Here is a 20,364-nt window from a genome sequence, read left to right as displayed (position 1 = left end):
AGGCTCTTTCTGCCCATTCTTGTGACTACTTTCCTATGCCTGACCTCATTCCCGAATTTCAGACCTGAATCCTTACAATCATTCCATGCACAAGTATCATTGTTGTAAAGTTTTACTCTTTTGCTGGACACTACGTTTCTTTGGTTGTCATCCTCAATATTTACAAACTCCCAATCCCAACGACGTTTAAAGGCACTATCCATGAAATAGATTGAGTTATCAGACGTATTCATGGTAGCCAAGAATGATAGATTTGGGGGCAATTTAATTTTGCATTCTTGAAGTCTAACCCTTTTTTCTTCGCTTAAATCGCTGAAAATATAGTCAAGATATTTATTGTAAGTTTCCTCTTTACAAGAATCTCCATCATACTCAAATGAGTATCCCTTGTCTTTAGAAAGAAAATATTGTTTAAAGCTTATTGCTTGCAACAATCCAGTTTTTTCTAAATCTGAAATTGTTATTGGATATTGTGACCAACCGTTTTTGTTTCTATCAAGAAGTTGAAATACAGTACCAAAAATTGCTGCTGAGTTACCTCTATTAATTTCATCAATGACCAAAACAACATTTTCGGGTTGTTTGATTATCTTACTATGTTTTTGTTTTAGAGTAGACCTTTCTTCGATAGAGAAATCTTCTTGACGGGTTTTTCCGATTTCTTGCTTGTATTCTTCTGTTACTTCTTTTTTATCCTTTTCATACTTAATACAGCTTATTATTATATTTTTGTATGCTTTAGCTAGTGCTTTTAAAAAATGTCCTGAGTAGTATTTATACTCAACCTTGCCACTATCGTCAGTTAATGGCATCAGTTTACCCATGAAATCACCATAGGTGTATTCTGGGTGAAACACAGTTGGAATAATATTTGATTGGTCAGTTATCTTCAACTCATCAGGAATTATTATATTTTCAACTCTATAACTTTTGCCTGTTCCGGGGCTTCCGAAAAGAATTTTTTGAATGGGACTATTGGGCATAAGGTCTAATCGTTTTTTGGGAAATTGATAATTATATTGGCGCTCGCAAGACAGTCAAAACACAACCATCTTAGTGAAAAAACATATTCTTAAGAGATTATAGCGGTTTTGGAGTCATAAGTAAAATGCAATTATTGAATTTGCCTTCTGACTTCTGTGATAAGTCCTAGAACCGCCTTCTTGCTATCCTTCACCAACGCGATCGCAAAATTTCTCTGCCAATTCAAAGAATAGCCGAACCTTCGCCCCCTCATTGCCTGCGTTTCTGACTTGGGCTAAGAATTGGGCTAAGGGAGCGCGATCGCCCCTAGCCCCCTTAACAAGGGGGGGACAAGAGTTCAGACAGCATTTAGAAATGTTCCAGCAAAGATTTCTCTTGTGCATAAACCTTTCGCAGCGACTCCAGGGCGATCGCACTTAACATCAATTTAATCACCCCCACCAAATTTCCCCACTCCAACAATTCAGAAACACAAACAGCTTTCTGAAATCTATCCGCATAGAAATCCACCCAAAAATCCGGCGCGTGTCTCTCTTTCTGACTCGCTATCCGGCGCTTCCAATAACCAAAATCTAAACCAGAGGGCGATTCCACTCCCAAAACTGGCGGAAAGTCGGCATAACTCACAAACCGACTCATCCCTTTAGCGTGCACGTACAGGATATGCGCCCAGCACTCGAAGCGATATATTTGTTCTACCTTGATTTTCAGCAGCCGCGCGATCGCCTCTTTCGTCACAAACCGGCTCAATCTGTGTCTGGGGGTTGATTTTGGTCGAAAGCTTGCTAACATAGTTGGTACATCCCACTTGATGGGAATTTTCAATGGTTGGTACATCCCACTTGATGGGAATTTCAGATGGTTAATAAATCCCAGTTGATGGGATTTGAACTTTGATAGGCGATCGTCCTTGAGTTTTCCAGGCCTAGGGGCGATCGCTTTTTACAGTATAATTGTATGACTTATATCAATCATCTGTCAAGAGGTTATGGGTTTAATTAGATTGCGGGTTCGAGAGTTTGCTGCTGAGAAAGGCTGGACGATCAAAGAGGTTTCAGAGCGATCGGGCGTAGTCTACAGCACGCTGAGAACCTATGCCCGATCGCCCGGATTAGCAACAGTTGACGTGACAGCCTTGCACAAGTTGGCGAGGACTTTTGATGTGTTGATCGAAGATTTGTATGAGATTGTGCAGGAGTGAGCGATCACTCTTTACGATAAAATTTTATCCCAGAGTAAATCTAGTTTTTTGTCAATGGGTTTAATTAGATTGCGGGTTAAAGAATTTGCTGCTGAGAAGGGCTGGACGATCAAAGAGGTGTCTGAGCGATCGGGAGTCATTTACAGCAGACTCACCACCTATTCACGTTCTCCGGGAATGGCAATGGTTGATTTTACTTGTCTGCTGAAGTTGGCACGTACTTTGGACGTGATGGTGGAAGATTTGGTTGAGGTCGTCAAAGAGTAGCTTTTGGCTGAAACCAGGCTAATATCATAGATAAATCCTTTTTCAAGGGATTTGAATCGGCGATCGACCGTCAGTTGTGCAGACCTTGGGGCGATCGCTTTTTGGGATAAAACTATCCTATGATGGTACACCATCATTTGTCAAGTATGGGTTTAGTCAGGCTAAAAGTCAGAGAATTCGCTGCTGAGAAAGGTTGGACGCTGAAAGAAGTTTCAGAGCGATCGGGAGTAATTTACAGCACCGTCAGACACTACGCCCGCTGTCCGGGAGTGTCCACCATTGACTTCATTTCCATACACAAATTGGCCCGAACCTTTGATGTGATGATTGAAGACTTGGTGGAAATTGTGCAGGAGTGAGCGATCGCTTTTACGAACTAATTATCCAGTCAATATTACTCGACAGTTGCTAGCATCTGATTGACAGACACGCTTTGTTGTAGCGCTTCCCAATCCGATGTAACAGGTTGGTAAGAACAGTAACACACCACAATTCGCTCCTCAGTATCAGAAGCAGAAAACTGCTGAACGCGAGTAACTACCCAATCTCCATCTTTCCCGTGGGTGACTCCATTACCGGGGTCAGATAAATTTTCATAATCGCGGGTTTTGTCCCCTACTTGAGGAATTTCTGGGTTTTCTTCCCAAGTCCAATTTTCCCAAAGTATATTAGTGAGACCGCCCCTCGGCATAAGCTGACGTTGTTCCCAGCCGGGAGCACTCATGCTTTCGGTTTTGTAGACAATCCAGATTTTTTTGGCCATTTTTCCTCCCTTTCCTTTAATCTTGGTAATCTTGCCACATATCCTGAAATAATAACTTTTTTAATGGTTGAGTTGCTAGAAATCCCCCAAGCACAAAACGTAGTTGTTACAGACGACGCGCTAACAGTCGATCTATCCGATGGTCGTACTATTTCTGTTCCTTTAGCTTGGTATCCTAGGCTATTGCATAGCACACCAAAGGAACGCAATAATTGGCGATTTATTGGTGGAAATGATGGAATCCACTGGCCTGATATTGACGAAGACATTAGCATCAAAAATATTATTCTCGGTAAACCATCTGGAGAAAGTAAGAAGTCATTTCAGCGGTGGTTAGAAGAACGTAAAAAATCCGATAGAACCTGAGTATATCGCCTAAAATAAGTTAATTCAGCAAAAAGTCATAGTGAGATATAAGCAAGGAGCGATCGCGATGACATTAACTACAGCAAAATGGACAATAGATCACTACCATAAAATGATCGAAGCCGGCATTTTAAACGATCGCAAAGTCGAATTACTAAATGGAGTAATAGTCGAAATGGTACCCGAAGGAACGGCGCATACTTATTTTAGCGATCGATTTGCCAACCGATTGCGAGTCGCATTATCTACGAGAGCCCAAATTCGCGAAGCCAGACCGATTACTCTGCCAAATAACTCAGAACCAGAACCCGATATTGCCGTCGTTCAACCTCTCAACGATATCTATCTGGAACATCACCCATATCCAGAAAACATTTTTTGGCTGATTGAATATGCTGATTCCAGTTTGACTAAAGACTTAGAGGAAAAAAGCAAGATTTATGCAGCAGCCGAAATTCAAGAATATTGGGTTGTTAACCTGCGCGATCGACAATTAATTGTGTTTCGCTTCCCGGAAGGCGATTTTTACCAGCAGCGAAATACTTTCCGAACGGGCACCATTGAACCCCTTGCTTTTCCCGATCTTACCATCCATATTTCTCAACTAATGAACAGGTAAATTATTGCCACCATACATCCCACATTCCGCACCCCCAACTGGCACACTACGAATTTTGGTTATTCGATCGCCTGAAACTGCCGATCGTTGCCACGAGTGATCGGTATCTTTGTATAAAAAAAAAACTTAATTTTCGATCCAACTCCCGAAAAAACCGATTGTGACAGTCTCCGTGCGGAATGTGGGATATCTCAAGGTAAGTTTAGATCGTCGAATTTTTTTGTATTTTTACTAAAAAAAAGCGCCTGAGTTCCCCCAGACGCATACCATAAAATTAACAAATTGTCAACCCTAACCTAACCGTTCAAAGCCTCAGCACCGCCGCAAACTTCCAGGATTTCCTGAGTAATTGCCGCTTGCCGCGCCTTGTTATAAGTCAGCGTCAAACTACCGATCAAATCGCTAGCATTCTCACTAGCATTATTCATCGCCGTCATCCGCGCTGCCAACTCGCTAGCAGCAGACTCTTGCAAAGCCCGCAGCAATTGGTTGTTCAAATACAAGGGCAAAAGAGCCTCCAGAATTTGCGCCGGATCTTGCTCGAAAATCATGTCTCTGGGCAAGCTCTTCGTAGGTGAAGCAACCTTCTCGCGCGATACTTGAAACTGTCCGCCTTGCGATGTCAAGCGGAAGATTTCATCATCGGGAGTTTCCAAACCTTGGGGGTCGAGGGGCAGCAAAGTTTGAATTACCGGACGCGAACTAATTAGCGACACAAACTTGGTGTAAATTAGCTCAACTCTGTCCACAGTTCCCGACAGGAACAACGAAAGCAATTCGTCAGCAATTTGTGCCGCTTCCGGTGCTGTGGGAATTTGTTCTAAGTTAGCGTAAGTAGCATCAATCGGCTGTTCGCGGCGCTGGAAATACTGAGTAGCTTTGCGTCCTACCAACACGTATTTGTAGTCTAAGCCTTCAGCTTTGATTTCCTTAGCGCGATTTTCGGCGTATCTGATGATGTTGCTGTTGTAGCCGCCGCACAAACCCCGATCGCCCGAAACTACCAACAGTCCCACAGATCGCACTTCGCGTTTTTTCAGCAGCGGCAAATCCAGGTTTTCAAACTGCAAGCGTTCCGCCAAACCGTACAATACCTCTGCCAGTCGATCGGCAAAAGGCCGAGTAGCAGTCACCTGTTCTTGAGCGCGGCGCACCTTTGCAGCGGCCACCAAGCGCATTGCTTCTGTAATCTTTTTAGTGTTCTTGACCGACTTAATGCGATCGCGAATAGTTTTCAGATTTGCCATAACTTTCTCCTTTTTTCTTAGCTTTTATTCTGAGTTCTTAGTTCCTAGTCATCAATTTTTAAGCTTGTGCGCGATCGAGAAACGGCATTTTTTAACCCACCGTAGGGACACGGCACTGCCCATTCGTGTCAACTTAAGCCGAAATCCCGCCAGGGACTGAAGTCCCTGTCTAATAGCGAAAGTCCTCTGAAGAGGACTAATAATTTCTTCAGTCCTCTTCAGAGGACTTTTGCTTTGAGACAGGGGTTTTAACCCCTGTCGGACTGCGGGCTTAACGTGTTTTTTGACACCAATGGGCAATGCCGTGTCCTTAATCTAGGGACACTCCAAGAGCCGTGTCCCTAACAATTTCACCCGCTAATCACTAATGACTAATGACTAATTACGCAGAAACCAAGAAACTTTGCTTGTATTCAGTGATGCCTTCTTTCAGCAGCTTCTCAGCTTCATCAGTCAAAGCCTTTCCGCCTTGAACAATTTCGCCGTACTTCGGCTTGCTAGTCCGCAAATAGTCGCGCAAACCAACAGTAAACTTGCTGACTTTTTCCACTGGAATGTCATCCATATAGCCGTTAATACCGGCATAGATTACAGCCACTTGTTCGTTCATCGGCAGAGGCGAACTTTGCGGCTGTTTCAACAGTTCCCGCAAGCGCTGACCGCGCGACAATTGATTTTGAGTAGCTTTATCCAAGTCAGAAGCAAACTGAGAAAATGCTGCCAGTTCTTCAAACTGCGCCAATTCCAATTTCACCTTACCGGCTACTTTTTTCATCGCCTTAGTTTGAGCCGCCGAACCTACCCGCGATACCGAAATACCGGGGTTTACTGCCGGACGCAAACCAGCGTTAAACAAGTCAGAAGAAAGGAAGATTTGACCGTCGGTAATCGAAATTACGTTCGTCGGAATGTAAGCAGAAACGTCACCAGCTTGGGTTTCGATAATTGGCAAAGCAGTCATGCTGCCTTCGCCCAAATCGTCGCTCAATTTAGCAGCGCGTTCTAGCAAGCGAGAGTGCAGGTAAAACACGTCTCCGGGATAAGCTTCGCGACCGGGAGGACGGCGCAGCAACAGAGACATTTGGCGGTAAGCTTGTGCTTGTTTGGAAAGGTCATCGTAAATGACCAAAGTGTGCTTGCCTTTGTACATGAAATACTCGGCTAAGCTAGCACCTGTGTAGGGAGCCAAGTATTGCAGTGTTGCGGGGTCGCTAGCGTTGGCTGCTACTACGATCGTGTAGTCCATCGCGCCCTTTTCTTGCAGGACGTTGACGATGTTAGCTACTGTAGAAGCTTTTTGACCGATCGCTACGTAAACGCAGATCACGTTTTCCGATTTTTGGTTAATAATCGTGTCGATCGCGATCGCAGTTTTACCGGTTTGTCTGTCACCGATAATCAGTTCCCGCTGTCCTCTTCCCACCGGAATCATCGCATCAATAGCGGTAATTCCTGTTTGCATGGGTTCGTAAACTGAACGGCGAGAAACAATCCCCGGTGCCGGAGATTCAATCAAGCGAGATTCAGTAGTTTTAATTTCTCCTTTGCCGTCAATCGGACGGGCCAAAGCATCAACTACCCGTCCCAACATTGCTTCACCCACGGGGACTTCAGCAATTCTGCCAGTAGCAGTAACTGCCGAACCTTCTTGAATGCCGAGGCCTTGGCCCATCAACACTGCACCCACGTTATCTTGTTCGAGGTTCAGTGCAATGCCCACGGTGCCGTCGGCAAATTCTAGCAATTCCCCAGACATAGCTTTATCCAAGCCATAAATCCGAGCAATGCCGTCGCCTACTTGCAGAACAGTACCGACGTTAGAGACTTTTACGTCTTGGTCGTACTGCTCAATTTGCTGGCGAATAATGCTGCTAATTTCGTCAGGTCTGATTGCTGCCATGTCAGTTGTTTTTTGTCAGTTGTTTGTTGTCAGTTGTCAGTTATCAGTTGTTCAAAACTACCAACCGTTAACTGCTAATTAAATTAGCTAATAGTCATCAGCTATTAACTCTCAGGAATTCAAGCGAATTCCTAGACGGCGCAATTGTCCCCGCAGGCTGGCATCAATTACTTGAGAGCCTACTTTGATTACCACACCGCCGATTAAATCTGCGTCTATTTTGGTTTCAATTTCTACGCTTCTAGCGCTGGTCATCGCCTGCACTTTCTCGCGAACAGTCTGCTGTTGAGCGTCTGAAAGCGGGACTGCCGATGTAACTTCAGCCAATACTGTTTGGTTTAGTTCTCGGAGCCTTGCCAAGTATTGTTTGCCAATCCCTTCTAAAAAAAGAATTCTTCCTTTGTCTACTAATAGCTTCAGAAAGCTGTGCATCAAGGGGCTCATTTCTTCACCCGCTATTTGCCCAATTACGGCTTTTTTAGCATCCGGTTTTACCAGCGGATTGGCTAAAAATTGACGCAAGTCTTCCGAACCTTCTAGCAGGCTCAGCAAGGAACGAATATCTTCGCCGAACTTCTCTGAGAGATTGTTGGACTGAGCCAGTGACATCAAGGCAGATGCGTAAGGCTGTAAGACTTCTGTGCTGACTGTACTCACGTTTTAGCCTCCCAGTAACGCAATGCTGCGATCGATTAATTGGTGTTGAGCGCCGTCGTCCAAGCTAGTTTTTAGCTGGCTTTCCACCTTTGCTAATGCCAGAGATACAACCGCCGATCGCAGTTGGGCGATCGCTCTTTCCCGCTCCGCTTCCAACTCTTGACCTGCTGTTGCTCTCATGCGTTCAACGTCTTGCGCTGCCTGAGCTAGAATTGTTTCTTTTGCTTTCTTGGCAGTTTCTTCAGCAGCGGCACGAATTCGTTCCGCTTCTGCTTGCGCTTGAGTCAGTTTTTGCTGTTGCTCTGCTAGAGCTGCTGCTGCATCTTTTTGGCGTTTTTCTGCTTCTTGAATCGCCTCTTGGATGGCCGAACGCCTCTCTGTCAGGATTTTACCTACAAATCCGCGCCCGAAATAAAACAGCACTGCAATAATAATGACCAGGTTAATCAGGTTGGTTTCTAAAATATCGAAATTTAAACCGAAACCACCTTCGCCGCTAGCTTCTGTGGCTAGCAATAAAACAGTCCCCATGATACTCTTCCATAATTGCGCGTGCAGATTGGGTGAAGCGATTTTAGATTTGAGATTCCCTCAAAAATCTAAAACTCTTCTGTCTCGCTATTTGGCCAGCGACTGCCCTAATAGCTTTTCGAGAATTTGGCCGCTGAGCGCGTCTACTTGTTGTTCTAGTGAGCGCATTGCTTCTTGCTTTTGCTGCTCTATTTCTTGCCCAGCCTTTTCTCGCGCGACTTGAGCTTCTTGTTGAGCCTCAGCTACTTTTGCTGCCCCAATTTTTTGGGCATCAGCTTGAGCAGCAGCAATTACTGATTGAGACTGTTTGCGAGTTTCTCCCAGTTTTTGCTCGTACTGCTGCGCTAGTTGCTGAGCTTTTGCCAAGCGTTCTTGGGCGGAGACTTGAGTGTTGCGAATGTAATCGGCGCGATCGTCAATTGACTTGCTGAGCGGCTTGTAAAAAATTACATTCAAGACTGCGACTAGAATTAAAAACTGCACCGCCATCAGAGGCAGCGTAGCATCTATATCAAACAGTCCCCCTTCCTTAGCCGCTTCTTCAACTGCTAGTAATACTGTCCAGTGCATCATGATTTTTTGACGGCTTCCATCTAATTCGCTTAATCGATTTTAGATTTGAGATTTTGGATTAGAATCGCCAAAACCTCAAATCTAAAATTTCAAATTATTATGCGAAGGGGTTGGCAAACAGCAGCACTAGGGCTACGACCAAACCGTAAATTGTGAGCGCTTCCATGAACGCCAAACTCAACAGCAAGGTGCCGCGAATTTTACCTTCTGCTTCCGGCTGACGGGCAATCCCTTCTACAGCCTGACCTGCTGCATTACCTTGACCGATGCCAGGGCCGATTGCAGCTAAACCTACTGCCAAAGCGGCGGCAATTACGGAAGCGGCAGCAACTGTTGGGTTCATGATGATTTTCCTTATCTAAAGTACAAAATTGAGAACAGATAGTCTAGAGAATTGTCCGATTTTACGGGAGGAAGTTTGAGTTCAGAATTTTTCTTTTTCCTCCTTCATTCTTCGCCGTTTATCGTTAGTTAATCGTGGTGTTCTTCGCCGTGACCGCCTTCTAGAGCTTCACCAATGTAGGCGGCGGCTAAGGTAGCAAAAATCAAAGCTTGAATTGCACTCGTAAATAGTCCCAGAACCATCACTGGCAGAGGAACAAATAAAGGCACTAGCAAGACTAGCACTCCGACCACCAATTCGTCCGCAAGAATGTTGCCAAACAAACGGAAACTTAGGGACAGAGGCTTAGTGAAATCTTCTATGATTTTGAACGGCAACATGAAAGGCACCGGTTCAACATAGTGGGCGAAATACCCCAAGCCGCTTTTGCTGAGACCTGCATAAAAATATGCTAGAGAAGTCAGCAGTGCAAATGCTACCGTCGTGTTGATGTCAGCGGTAGGAGCTCCCAATTCGCCTGATGGCAGCTTAATCAGCTTCCAAGGAATTAGAGCACCAGACCAGTTTGACACAAAGATGAACAGAAATAATGTACCAATAAACGGTACCCAAGGGCGATATTCTTTTTCCCCAATTTGGTTTTTAGCCAAGTCCCGAATAAATTCCAGCGCATACTCCATAAAATTTTGCATTCCGCTGGGAATTCGCTGGATTTTGCTGGTTCCTAAAATCGAAACTACGACTAAAACGGCAATTACAAACCACGAGGTTAGAAAAACCTGCCCGTGCACTTTCAGATTGCCGAGTTGCCAGTACAACTGCTGGCCAACTTCCAATTCGGCGAGGGGGAAACGATTAAAGGTGTTTAGAACGTCAAGCATTGCCATTCAACGGGCTTCCCCATACAAATCGATGAGTTGAGTTTTGCTCGAATTGCCTGACTTACCTGTAGTCTAGTGCTAATGCACTTCGGATCACGTAAACCAACAGCGCAGCTTTGTAAGTCAGAAATCCCAAAAATATCGGTAAAATCTGTAGCTGATTCCACTGTGTTCCTACTATCATCACCGCTAAAAACACACCGAGCCTTGTCTTGCTGATGCGCTGATTTTGGCTGCCGATTCGTTCAACGTCTCTAGCCAACATCTTTAAGTAAACCACACCTGTGCTCGCCCCAAGCAAATAATTCAGGGCAATATTGAGCGAGTAAAAAATCCAAACGGAGATAAAAATAATCGCCGTAAAAGCAAGGGTGTACGCCAACAACTCTTGTTGGAGGCGATAAAAGTCTTGCATGGGATTCGTTGTCTCGGACGAGACTGTCGAGACTGTCGAGACTGTGCCAGCTTGAGGAATATCCTCGGTTGCTGGTGTGGGTTCGGTGGGTGTGTTTTGCGTGTTCACGAAGCTCAGAAACTAATGCAGGTAGCAGGCGAGTGCTTTGCAAACTCAGAAAAATCATACCACGCGGCGGTAACAATACTTAAAATAAAATTAATCATATTTTTTACTTTACTGGTTTCTAGGAAGAGCCTGGGAACCGATGTCACTCTTGCTCTGCCTCGCGTGGCGAAGGGTAAATTGGAGGCTCTTCTCGCCTATCTGCGTTACCAGGCAGAACCGACTGAACGCATCATCATTTTTAGTCGGCGACCGACGACTTTCACTATGAGACAGGGGTTTGCAACCCCCTGTCGGACTGTCGGGCTGTCGGATTGTCGGGCTGTCGGATTGTCGGGCTGTCGGATTGTCCAGAAGACCGACAGGGAATTAATTCCCTGTCTCATAGCACAAGTCGGTTAAAAACCGACTGAAATCCTATAATTTTTAGTCTTCTTGCAGTCGTCTTCAGAAAACTACTTCACCGCATTCAGCTTGAGGATTGCTATAACTGATAACAGTTAAAAGTCCCCATTCAACGTGGTAAAATTGGCTGCGCTTAGAGCAGCAGGTTGGACTCCGGTAACAACCCCTAAAATTTGTCCGGTAGCAACAATCCGAATCGCTGTATTGCTACCCGAAGCATCTAAGGCAATTCCTGCAAATGCAAGTCCGTTGGTGAGGGCGATCGCATCTTGACCCGCCGTAAAATCCGCCATAACATCGGCTTCAGATACATTGGAGGCCGCTGCATTCACCCGCAGTACAAACAGATCGTTTCCAGCTTCACCTGTCAGAATATCTCTACCTAAGTCACCTACCAATTGGTCGTTACCTTCTCCTCCATTGAGCACATCGTTGTTTTGTCCGCCACGTATGAGGTCGTCACCCGAACCGCCAGAGAGCGTATCATTTCCGAGGTTTCCAGCGAGAATGTCATTGCCGGCGTTGCCATCGATGCGATCGTTATCGCGACCGCCCCAGAGGGTATCGTTGCCGTCGCCTCCTAGTATAGTATCGTTGCCGGCATTGCCATTTACCCGATCGACCGATGGCGAGCCTTGGATCAAGTCGTTACCATCTAAACCTTGAACCAATAGATTGCCGACTAGAGCTGGATCGATGGTAAAGTTATCGGCATTGGTTGAGAGGTTGAAGAAGAGGCCATTGGGGCCCAAGGGGGAAGGAGAAATGGTTCCAGGTGTGAAACCATATTGAAGATGATCGACTTCCCAGTTATTTTTACCGGGCATGGACAATCGAATTGATGAGATCCCGTTTTGATTGACCACTCCTAAGAATCTATCTTCTGAGGTTGTACGCGAAATACTCTCATCACCCAGCGAAAAGGGACCGATAACCCCCAGAGATTCTCCCGATGGCCCAAACGCCTCAAATAACGTGTTATTTAACAGGTCGCCAGACAGGGGTGTGCCGCCACCATTCCTGCCAATATCCGTCCAGACAATTCCAGCATGGGTTGGTAATTGACCCCCAAGTGCATTAGCGGAAAAGTTGAAGGTAAAGCTGCTAGTCCTCAAATTCGAGAATAAGCTGCTGCTGTTTCCTCTGGCCTGACCATCAATAACACCGTCATCGCCGTCCACCGAGTCGCTGAAGGTTGTTGCAATATTTGTTGTGGCAAACTCAGGAACAGTAACACCCGGTGTATTTAAAGCGCCGTCTTCAAAGTCTTCCAAATAAAAGTAAGTGAACCTAACTGGGCTAAATGGGCTGATGGCACTTCCTGCTGATGGATTGTTGAAAGCCCAGTAGGGCAGTGGACTAAAAAACTGAGGATTGTTAGACATGGTGTCTTGAAAGTAAATGGTACTTAGGAGTTCTATTTCCGCTGAAAATGAGGGGATATGGTAAATAAATCGTTCCCAACCAACAACCTACATTCAGCGATTGCTCGCCCTGGCTACAAACTTTTTACCATATACTTATTCAATAAGTTGAAACTCTCGAACAGCGGGGAGAAAGTTTTTATTCTCGTGGCTCGATCGACTAAGCTTAATCAAAGCAAATCGCTGTAGTGGCTGCAAACTCGCCCACTGTGGCAAAGTAATTGTCACGCCGAGCTCTTGCGCTTTTGCAGAAACAGACTCCGGTACAGTTGCAGCATCCATCCACGGAGGATTTTCATCAACCGCCAAATCAGTTCCCGGTTTGCCTGTCTGTTGAATTAATATTTGATTTAGCTTTTCTCGGTAATCGATAATTTCTGCTTCTGTCAAGCAAGGTTTCTCTACAAGCATTTGACGTTCTGCTTGGTTAAAATGATTCCAATCCTGCAACTTTAATTTAATGCCGCAAGTATCTAACTTGAGACGTACCTGCATGGGGATACAGCGCAAAGCTTCCACAAAATCAGCTTCAAATTCAAAAAACATATAGTTAGCAAGTTTATTTTAGTTGTGAATGAGATTTTTTTTATTAACCGCAGAGGGCGCAGAGGGCGCAGAGTAAGAGAGGGGGGGGAAGGTGAAAAGAAATTGATGCAGGTTTATTGCTCTCTATCAATAATTGCAGAAAATCGAGTCAGCATTTATAATTAAATAATATTACAAACTATTGACATGGATACCGTAGACTACCTTCGGATTAGCTTGATAGACCGCTGCAACTTCCGCTGTCTCTACTGTATGCCGGAAGGTAGCGAGTTGGACTATGTATTGCAGCAGCAGTTGTTAACTCACTCGGAATTGCTAACTCTGCTGCGGGAAGTTTTTATACCCGTGGGATTTACTAAGTTTCGCTTGACGGGTGGGGAACCGCTGCTGCGGCCTGGGGTGGTGGAATTGGTGAGGTCGATCGCCTCAATGCCGGAAACGCGAGATTTGTCAATGACAACTAATGGCTTTTTGCTGGCGGGAATGGCGGAAAATCTCTACAATGCTGGTTTGCGCCGGATTAATATTAGTTTGGATTCCTTGGAACCGGAGACTTTTGATAAAATAATAGGCAGTCGGGGACGATCGCGATGGACGCAGGTTTGGGAGGGAATTCAAGCGGCTTATCAAGCAGGATTCGACCCGCTGAAACTGAATGTTGTGGTAATTCCCGGTGTGAATGACAGCGAAATATTGGATTTGGCTGCATTAACTATTAACCGGAATTGGCACGTTCGATTTATTGAGTTTATGCCGATCGGCAATGGGGATTTATTTGGCGATAAAGGTTGGGTAGCTTCGGCAGAATTGCGGCAACAAATTAGCGACAAATACGGGTTAGCCGAGTCGGGAGTGCGCGGAAATGGGCCGGCGGATGTGTTTCAAATTCCGGGGGCGAAGGGCACTTTAGGCTTTATCAGCCAAATGTCCGAGTGTTTTTGCGATCGCTGCAACCGGATGCGTTTGTCTGCTGACGGGTGGCTGCGGCCTTGTCTGCTGAACGAAACGGGGCAAATTGACTTAAAAACTGCTTTGCGGAATGGGGTGTCTACGGTTGAATTGCGCGATCGAGTGCAGCAGATATTAGAGATTAAACCGGAGATTAATTTCAAGCAGCGAGATTCGGGAACTACTCAAGGAAATTACAGCCGAACCATGTCTCAAATCGGCGGGTAATCTAATTATTCGTAGGTTGGGTAGAGCGAAGCGAAACCCAACTCTCTCTGGAGGTAACAAGTTGGGTTTCGTTCCTCAACCCAACCTACAACTACCCGGCTCCTGATCCCAACGACCAAAGCGCCTTAGCGACTGCTATACTTGGGAAAAAATGGGCGATCAATCTTTGTCAACTCTGTATCGATAATTTATTTGGTACACTTAAGACATCATCCAATTTTGTAAGTCAGATGAACACCATCTCGATCGCCATTTCAGACCGGCTGATGCTGAAGCTACAAAAAGTTGCTGCCCAGATGAATGTATCCATCGAAGAATTAGTCTTGATGAACATTGAAAGCTCGATCGCGCAACGAGAAAATCCTGCAGCAAATACCGATCGAGATATTTGCAGTCAAAATGCTGAAATTGCGATCGAGGTAATTGACAAATTTTATACTCTTGCTACGGAATGGCAGAGTGAAGTTGGGGGAATGTCTTCGACAGCTCAAATGTCTCAGCATCCTGCATATCAGGAAATTATTAATATGGGTTCTCAAGTCGTGCCGCTGTTGCTATCGGAACTGAAAAAAAATTCCCTTTACTGGTTAGCTGCATTGAATGAAATTACAGGTGAAAATCCCATTAAACCGGAACAAAGGGGAAGGGTAAAACAGATTGCATCAGCTTGGATAGAGTGGGGTAAAGATCGAGGCTACGCGACTATTAGCAACATCGAGCCAACCTTCAATCGCATCTTTTAAATTAGCCACCACTTCTTCCATAGTATCTCCTTCGGTAATGCACCCAGGAAGTGCGGGAACTTCAGCCCAATAGCCACCTTCTTCGGCGGGATGGATGATTGCTCTAATTTTCATACATTTATTCAGTCATTTGTTAAGGATATTATAACTATTATTAGTAAATACAGGAAATTACAGCCGCACCATGTCTCAAATCGGCGGCTAATTATCTATTATCAGCGATAAGTCAGTCTGGAGTAACGCCCTCGCCTTGCGCGCGGATCGATCATAAGCTGGCATTGCCTGTCCTAGGTCGCAGGAATTCGACATTCAACTCTAGTTTCTCTCCTAGCCACAAAGAATGTTTCGTGTGGTCTGCCACATCGTCGCCTGTTTCAGGGTGAACGAGAATATTGAGTCCCTCACGATTCAGCATTAACCAGGGAACGACTTTGCCAAATTGGTCTGGTAAAAAGGCAACTTGATACATTGCTTGGGGGTGGGGGCCAATGGGTTTGTCATGCCAACGCCCAAGCTGCACCTCAAACTGAGTCAATCCTTCTCGTACACGCGCTGCGGCATCGCGATTATCAGCGTCGAAGTAAATATGTCCATGAAAACCAACGATTTTGAGGGTGTCTTCTTTCATCATTTTCAGTGGATTATTGAGCAGAGATAAACAATTTTATATTAGCTTAACTTGCTGGATATTTTATTCACTCCTGTAAACTCCTTAAGTTGATATGTCCTCAGTCTTTGCTTTTTTGGTTTCATGGTAGGACAATACCAGTATACTCTCTGCTTCTCTATCTCCAAAGTGACTAATGATGTCGATTTCATCTCGCATAATTTGAACAATTTTAGATGTTGAGCAATTGCCAACACGGAGATAAATAAATTTGGGAGGATGACCGTAAAGTAAACTCCGTTGATGAAAGTCAGAATCTTTGGAAACAATCACAAAATCATTTGCCTTTGCATATTCCCAAATTTCTGCATCATCAGTATTTGTCAGTCCTAGGGTCTTGACATGAGCAGAATCGGGATACAAACCGATAATTCTCTGAAGAATTCGGTCTGAGAGGTTTTCGTCCAACAGTAGTTTCACAGGGATGCCACAAATAACTTTTTTTCACGATCTGCGGCAAAAGCAAGGCAGGCTTTGATGTCTGCCGAAGTTAATTCTGAAAAATCTTCCAGAATTTCTGCTTCCGTCATGCCACCGGCGAGATATTCTAAGATGTCGTAGACGGTGATTCGCATTCCCCGAATACATGGTTTGCCACTGCGTTTTCCCGGTTCAATTGTGATGATGTCGTGGTAGTCCATAAAGCAATATTTTGTACTAATAAGCGTAATTATACCTGTAAATAATCCTGGTTTGTTTAGGTCAGGATTTCAGGTTTGAGCAAGTAGTGAGAAAAAAAGAACCCTGTCGTTGAAAGTAGCCAGGGCAGATCAGTTTTCTCATGGTCTGTGGCAAAAGCAAGGCAGGCTTTGATGTCTGCCGAATTTAGTAGGGTTTTCCACCAATAAGACTCCAAAATTGGCGGCAGTCCGATCGACGTTATTTAATTAAATAGGCGTAATTACCATTAATTGTTAATCCCAATAATTTCGCAAGTTTACTAGAATGATAATGCACTAACTCACCTTTCAATGATGTAGGAAAATTTTTCAATGCTAATTTAGCTTGTTTGTAATCAGAAAAAGGAACACTCAATGTCTGTGGGAAAGGATAAAGACTCCAGCATCCGATAACGTGTTTAACAGCTATCATTAATTCTCCTTGTAAGTCTATACTATCGTACCCTTTATAAACTGCTAACTTTTTCCCATAGTAAATAATACAATCGGTGGGACGATACATAGCCAGTGCTACTTCTATTGTCGTTTCAGCCATAGATGAAAAAGGTGTGGTTCCATGTTCTAAAAAATATTGGTTATCGTTTTTTAAATATTTTTCTAACTTTTTTAAAATCATTAATCTCATGGTTTTTATATTACTTACCCATAATAGATGTCGATGCTCGCTAAGTTCTATTGCACCTAATAAATATGCTGCTTTTTCCCAGTAGTTTTGCCAAAAATCTACAATTCCTAATAATGTGTAATTGTCAATATGATCGTGAAAAGTAACCAGAGCAGACCACAGTAACGCTAAATATGGTAAATTTTCACGAGCTTGTTGAAACTCAACATCTTCAATTTCTGAAATTTGGTGAAGAGTCCTATAAAAAATGTTTGAGGATGTTGAGATTTGTTGTGTAGTAGACGTTTTTCCTAAACCACGCGCTTTTTTTCTTCGTTTTGCTTCTCCCATAATGCCTCTCAAATATTCAAAAAAGTTAACATAACACATAAAGTGTTCATGTAACACAACATCAGTTTTCCAATGGTTACAAGGCTTAGGCGGGGAAATGTGCCTTTCCCCGCCTAGCTTTTTTAAAGGGGTTTCAGCCTCTAAATTAAGATATGCTCTTATCCTGATTTAGTAAAGTAACGTGCCTGATATTTGTTGGTCTTCTTAATTAACTGGTTCCCAGGCTCAAGCCTGGGAACGAGCAAACACCTATGCTTTGCGCTTCCGACGGCGAATCAGCACACTCATCACCTGCTTCGGATTGGCTGCACGTTGTAGCTGACTCCAATCGCCGACTTGTGCAAATCCCAGGCGGTACAAGGTGAGTATGGTTTCCCTGACACCCTTGGGCGAACCTGTAACCGTTACACACACCACATCCTGTTCCGATTCTGCTGCTGAGTCGTCATTTGGCCGTGCAAATTTGTTGTCGTCAGGCAAGAATTCCTGTGACATAATATGTTCTCCTGGTTTTGGGTTTTCTAGAAAAACCCAAAAACCCAGCCGCCCCGCATTTCAACACATAGCAGGGCGGCTACAGAGGATGTTAAGATACTCCGTTAGCCTCCAGACTGCCTTGTACAGTTTGGCGGTTAGCTGTCCATTGCTGTTACCAGCAGCTTTGGGCAGTGCAACTAGATTTTTGGGCGACGCGGGCTACTTCCTCTACAAGCAAAGCAACCTCTAACTTCAAAGCGTAGCCGCAGACGGGGGCCTGTGTCAATCCATTTCGGATTTTACCGAAAGCGAGTAAACGAGTAAGAGTGAACTGAGATGTTGCACCATTCTCAAGAACGGGCAAGATGCCCGTTCCACAAAAGATAAATTTTCTTGTGGAACAGGCATCTTGCCTGTTCATAAAAGGCTAATTGAGAATGGTGCCAGATTTAAGATTAAATGAACCGCGAGGCACGAAGGACGCGAAGAAAGAGATACAGTTCTTCCTTCGCGCACTTCGCGTCTTCGCGGTTCGTTCACATAATCAAAAAGCCCTATAATTTCGGTGTTAGCAAAATTAGCTGTTTTGATAAGATCGATCGCACTTCATCCAATCCCATCTCCACATCCGCCAAAATCTCCCCAACAGTCTTCCCACCACCTTGTAGGGGCGGTGCCCCCGTGCCCGCCCTGTCTGGGGGGGGTACACAACCTTGCAAAAACTCAAATTCCGCACTTGACAAATTGAGCAATTGGTAGTTGCAATCAAACACTTGTTGACTAGGCCAACCGTGCATACAACCACTCAACTCAGGAATTGCCGCCAAAAGTGCCTTATCGTCCGACCAATCAATTTTATTAACAGGCTTTTTGCCCAAGAAAAACTCGTAATGAGTGATTTCCGTATCCAACAACTCAATTAATCGATAAAGCTCCCGTTCCGTCAAACCCTGAGCTCTTTCTATCAATTCCGGCGCTTTCCCCAAAAGTCTTTCTAACTGCCAATATCCCGGATTTGAGAAACCAATAAATTCCAATCCCGAAGCGTCAATTAACTCGAACAAAGTCTCGATATTGTAATCAATTTCCTGCGGGTGAACGTACATATCAGCAAAACATTCGTCCCGCTGATTTTCTCCTGCCCAACGCTGTTTCTCGTACTTGACAAGACGGTTGTTTTCTGGTAAAGAAGCAAAGATTTGACGACCGACTTTCACACCATCGGGATAGTCACCTTTTTGGGGGCCTTGGAGAAGTCCGATCGCCCTTTGCATCAGTTGAATTTCCCAGCGTCCGAGCTCAGCATACACAAAAATGTGCATCAAACCACCCTCGGCCAACTTCGCCGCCAGCGCTTGAATGCCCCGGATCGGATCGGGTAAGTGGTGCAGCACGCCGACGCAGTTGATCAAATCAAACTCGCCCTCTAACTCGGCGGCATCGTACAAGCTGAGGTGGCGAAAATCAGCTTCCCGCGCTCCCGATCGGCGACAGCGTTCTTGTGCTACCTTCAAAGCACCCGCACTCAGGTCGATCGCCGTTACCGAAGCTTCAGGATTGAGGTGAATCAGATAATCAGTGCTCGAACCAGTGCCGCAGCCAGCATCTAAAATCCGAATATCGAGTTTGGGCGGCTTTTGGCCAGTGCAAAAATTGTAAGCATCAGGCCAACTCCAGCGCCAGTTGTACCCAGGGGGCGGTTCATCGGACAAAGGATCGGGCGGGAAAGGGAAAGTATCGTACAGCCGCCGCACGGCAGCACTGATATCGGGTGTAGTATCCATAGGTGACATTTGTTGCGCTTGGGGATTCGGGATTGGACTGACAACTGACCGCTGACCACTGACCGACAGCAATTTGATCCGCGCCCCCCGGATTTATCGGTGGGGTCGATTCTTCAATCTAAAATCTAAAATCTAAAATCTAAAATCGGTTGACAGCTTCTGCGTAATAAAACTTATCATTTTTTCTCATATAAGCTCTCTTAAATCTATACAATAAATCTCGACAGGCTTTTTAACAAACAAGGACTGTCAATAGCCCACCGCTGAACTGTCGAGTAAAGCGGAGGCGTCTTTCCAGAGAGCAAGAGGCCGCGAAACAGGCAGAAGAAAATTTTTGATTTTCTTTTCCTTTAATTCAAGGCACTGGCTGCGATCGCCCAAAGGCAACTCTCCTGCCGAGTCTTTTTTTCCACGGGTATGCCGGCGGAGTGCAGCGGAGGGAGTACCCCGTGCCTGCCTTCGGATCGGACATTTCCCCGCAGGCAGAAAGATGAAACCAAAACATTTTAATCTAAGAAAGTAAGCGCGCCCGAACCTCGTGACAGGTAAAGGCAAAAAGTAAACAAAGCAAAAATACCTACTTTGACCTGCATGAGAAGGCAAGGTTAGTCTGGTTAAATGCTGCAACGATTTAGATAGGGAGCTAAGGAGTCTA

Annotated in this window: 27 protein-coding genes and 1 pseudogene; 7 read left to right on the top strand and 21 right to left on the bottom strand. The window is 44.9% G+C overall.

Features of this window, described 5'->3' with window-relative positions; genetic code table 11:
- Together QT990_RS27015 and QT990_RS27010 are read right to left on the bottom strand one after the other, a co-directional pair.
- Positions 1 to 983, bottom strand: a pseudogene (locus QT990_RS27015) (hypothetical protein); the annotation flags it as partial.
- Between the two features lie 349 nt (positions 984 to 1,332).
- Positions 1,333 to 1,821: a hypothetical protein gene (locus tag QT990_RS27010; protein ID WP_333283878.1), complete on the bottom strand. Its 489-nt coding sequence runs from the start codon at positions 1,819 to 1,821 to the stop codon at positions 1,333 to 1,335.
- A 151-nt stretch (positions 1,822 to 1,972) separates the two neighbouring features.
- On the opposite strand from QT990_RS27010, the gene QT990_RS27005 reads away from it, so the two are divergent.
- The 3 genes from QT990_RS27005 (at position 1,973) to QT990_RS26995 (ending at position 2,811) form a co-directional block, all read left to right on the top strand.
- Complete coding sequence (locus QT990_RS27005; RefSeq protein WP_333102803.1) at positions 1,973 to 2,185, top strand: helix-turn-helix transcriptional regulator; 213 nt, start codon at positions 1,973 to 1,975, stop codon at positions 2,183 to 2,185.
- Positions 2,186 to 2,239: 54 nt separating this feature from the next.
- Positions 2,240 to 2,452, top strand: a complete 213-nt coding sequence (locus tag QT990_RS27000) for a helix-turn-helix transcriptional regulator (protein WP_333145052.1) — start codon at positions 2,240 to 2,242, stop codon at positions 2,450 to 2,452.
- Positions 2,453 to 2,598: 146 nt separating this feature from the next.
- A complete protein-coding gene (locus tag QT990_RS26995; RefSeq protein ID WP_106149042.1) occupies positions 2,599 to 2,811 on the top strand; it encodes a helix-turn-helix domain-containing protein in 213 nt (70 codons plus the stop codon).
- A 35-nt stretch (positions 2,812 to 2,846) separates the two neighbouring features.
- Here QT990_RS26995 and QT990_RS26990 read toward each other — a convergent pair whose 3' ends face one another.
- Positions 2,847 to 3,215, bottom strand: a complete 369-nt coding sequence (locus QT990_RS26990; RefSeq protein WP_333145053.1) for a hypothetical protein — start codon at positions 3,213 to 3,215, stop codon at positions 2,847 to 2,849.
- A 63-nt stretch (positions 3,216 to 3,278) separates the two neighbouring features.
- Here QT990_RS26990 and QT990_RS26985 point away from each other — a divergent pair, with 63 nt between their 5' ends.
- On the top strand, positions 3,279 to 3,581 hold the full coding sequence (locus QT990_RS26985) for a DUF2442 domain-containing protein (RefSeq protein WP_333145054.1): 303 nt from the start codon (positions 3,279 to 3,281) through the stop codon (positions 3,579 to 3,581).
- 40 nt (positions 3,582 to 3,621) lie between these two features.
- Positions 3,622 to 4,200, top strand: coding sequence for a Uma2 family endonuclease (locus QT990_RS26980; RefSeq protein WP_333283876.1), 579 nt, complete (start codon positions 3,622 to 3,624; stop codon positions 4,198 to 4,200).
- Between the two features lie 296 nt (positions 4,201 to 4,496).
- On the opposite strand, the gene QT990_RS26975 is transcribed toward QT990_RS26980, so the two are convergent.
- The 10 genes from QT990_RS26975 to QT990_RS26930 all read right to left on the bottom strand — a co-directional run bounded on the left by QT990_RS26975 (position 4,497) and on the right by QT990_RS26930 (position 13,227).
- On the bottom strand, positions 4,497 to 5,447 hold the full coding sequence (locus QT990_RS26975) for a F0F1 ATP synthase subunit gamma (RefSeq protein ID WP_006631110.1): 951 nt from the start codon (positions 5,445 to 5,447) through the stop codon (positions 4,497 to 4,499).
- A gap of 382 nt (positions 5,448 to 5,829) precedes the next feature.
- Positions 5,830 to 7,347: a F0F1 ATP synthase subunit alpha gene (gene atpA, locus QT990_RS26970; protein WP_333037344.1), complete on the bottom strand. Its 1,518-nt coding sequence runs from the start codon at positions 7,345 to 7,347 to the stop codon at positions 5,830 to 5,832.
- Positions 7,348 to 7,458: 111 nt separating this feature from the next.
- Positions 7,459 to 8,004: an ATP synthase F1 subunit delta gene (gene atpH / locus QT990_RS26965; protein WP_333054532.1), complete on the bottom strand. Its 546-nt coding sequence runs from the start codon at positions 8,002 to 8,004 to the stop codon at positions 7,459 to 7,461.
- A gap of 3 nt (positions 8,005 to 8,007) precedes the next feature.
- The gene (locus QT990_RS26960) at positions 8,008 to 8,535 is read right to left on the bottom strand and encodes a F0F1 ATP synthase subunit B (RefSeq protein WP_333145057.1); all 528 of its coding nucleotides are present in this window, start codon (positions 8,533 to 8,535) and stop codon (positions 8,008 to 8,010) included.
- Between the two features lie 87 nt (positions 8,536 to 8,622).
- Positions 8,623 to 9,108, bottom strand: a complete 486-nt coding sequence (locus QT990_RS26955; protein WP_006631106.1) for a F0F1 ATP synthase subunit B' — start codon at positions 9,106 to 9,108, stop codon at positions 8,623 to 8,625.
- A gap of 97 nt (positions 9,109 to 9,205) precedes the next feature.
- On the bottom strand, positions 9,206 to 9,451 hold the full coding sequence (gene atpE / locus QT990_RS26950) for an ATP synthase F0 subunit C (RefSeq protein ID WP_006631105.1): 246 nt from the start codon (positions 9,449 to 9,451) through the stop codon (positions 9,206 to 9,208).
- 128 nt (positions 9,452 to 9,579) lie between these two features.
- A complete protein-coding gene (gene atpB / locus QT990_RS26945) occupies positions 9,580 to 10,338 on the bottom strand; it encodes a F0F1 ATP synthase subunit A (protein ID WP_006631104.1) in 759 nt (252 codons plus the stop codon).
- 55 nt (positions 10,339 to 10,393) lie between these two features.
- Entirely contained in the window at positions 10,394 to 10,855 is a 462-nt protein-coding gene (locus tag QT990_RS26940; RefSeq protein WP_333145058.1) for an ATP synthase subunit I, read from the bottom strand.
- A 497-nt stretch (positions 10,856 to 11,352) separates the two neighbouring features.
- On the bottom strand, positions 11,353 to 12,642 hold the full coding sequence (locus tag QT990_RS26935; protein WP_333465956.1) for a hypothetical protein: 1,290 nt from the start codon (positions 12,640 to 12,642) through the stop codon (positions 11,353 to 11,355).
- A gap of 135 nt (positions 12,643 to 12,777) precedes the next feature.
- Entirely contained in the window at positions 12,778 to 13,227 is a 450-nt protein-coding gene (locus tag QT990_RS26930) for a nitrate reductase associated protein (protein WP_333148264.1), read from the bottom strand.
- Positions 13,228 to 13,413: 186 nt separating this feature from the next.
- Between QT990_RS26930 and moaA the strand changes: the two genes are divergently transcribed.
- Together moaA and QT990_RS26920 are read left to right on the top strand one after the other, a co-directional pair.
- Entirely contained in the window at positions 13,414 to 14,403 is a 990-nt protein-coding gene (moaA, locus tag QT990_RS26925) for a GTP 3',8-cyclase MoaA (protein ID WP_333148266.1), read from the top strand.
- Between the two features lie 230 nt (positions 14,404 to 14,633).
- The gene (locus QT990_RS26920; protein WP_333148268.1) at positions 14,634 to 15,146 is read left to right on the top strand and encodes a hypothetical protein; all 513 of its coding nucleotides are present in this window, start codon (positions 14,634 to 14,636) and stop codon (positions 15,144 to 15,146) included.
- Here the strand turns inward: QT990_RS26920 and QT990_RS26915 are convergent.
- The 8 genes from QT990_RS26915 to QT990_RS26880 all read right to left on the bottom strand — a co-directional run bounded on the left by QT990_RS26915 (position 15,066) and on the right by QT990_RS26880 (position 19,709).
- Positions 15,066 to 15,260, bottom strand: coding sequence for a type II toxin-antitoxin system HicB family antitoxin (locus QT990_RS26915; protein ID WP_333148269.1), 195 nt, complete (start codon positions 15,258 to 15,260; stop codon positions 15,066 to 15,068). The two genes, QT990_RS26920 and QT990_RS26915, sit on opposite strands and share 81 nt — an antisense overlap.
- Positions 15,261 to 15,411: 151 nt before the next feature.
- Positions 15,412 to 15,777, bottom strand: coding sequence for a DOPA 4,5-dioxygenase family protein (locus QT990_RS26910; RefSeq protein WP_333301270.1), 366 nt, complete (start codon positions 15,775 to 15,777; stop codon positions 15,412 to 15,414).
- Between the two features lie 81 nt (positions 15,778 to 15,858).
- The gene (locus QT990_RS26905; protein ID WP_333148274.1) at positions 15,859 to 16,233 is read right to left on the bottom strand and encodes a DUF5615 family PIN-like protein; all 375 of its coding nucleotides are present in this window, start codon (positions 16,231 to 16,233) and stop codon (positions 15,859 to 15,861) included.
- Positions 16,230 to 16,454: a DUF433 domain-containing protein gene (locus QT990_RS26900; protein ID WP_106332354.1), complete on the bottom strand. Its 225-nt coding sequence runs from the start codon at positions 16,452 to 16,454 to the stop codon at positions 16,230 to 16,232. The genes QT990_RS26905 and QT990_RS26900 overlap by 4 nt, the downstream gene beginning before the upstream one ends.
- Positions 16,455 to 16,692: 238 nt before the next feature.
- Positions 16,693 to 17,448, bottom strand: coding sequence for a hypothetical protein (locus QT990_RS26895; RefSeq protein ID WP_333308404.1), 756 nt, complete (start codon positions 17,446 to 17,448; stop codon positions 16,693 to 16,695).
- 249 nt (positions 17,449 to 17,697) lie between these two features.
- Complete coding sequence (locus QT990_RS26890) at positions 17,698 to 17,943, bottom strand: hypothetical protein (RefSeq protein ID WP_333141692.1); 246 nt, start codon at positions 17,941 to 17,943, stop codon at positions 17,698 to 17,700.
- A 154-nt stretch (positions 17,944 to 18,097) separates the two neighbouring features.
- Positions 18,098 to 18,346, bottom strand: coding sequence for a hypothetical protein (locus tag QT990_RS26885; protein ID WP_333465955.1), 249 nt, complete (start codon positions 18,344 to 18,346; stop codon positions 18,098 to 18,100).
- Positions 18,347 to 18,479: 133 nt separating this feature from the next.
- Positions 18,480 to 19,709 carry a class I SAM-dependent methyltransferase gene (locus tag QT990_RS26880; RefSeq protein WP_333141698.1) on the bottom strand — a complete coding sequence of 410 codons (1,230 nt, stop codon included), beginning with the start codon at positions 19,707 to 19,709 and terminating at the stop codon, positions 18,480 to 18,482.
- Positions 19,710 to 20,364 lie beyond the last annotated feature (655 nt).

Origin of the sequence: Microcoleus sp. T3_B1 (assembly GCF_036700445.1) — a bacterium.
Taxonomy (GTDB): Bacteria; Cyanobacteriota; Cyanobacteriia; order Cyanobacteriales; family Microcoleaceae; genus Microcoleus.
The sequence above is the reverse complement of the archived record's forward strand: the minus strand, read 5'-3'. Positions and strand labels throughout refer to the sequence as shown.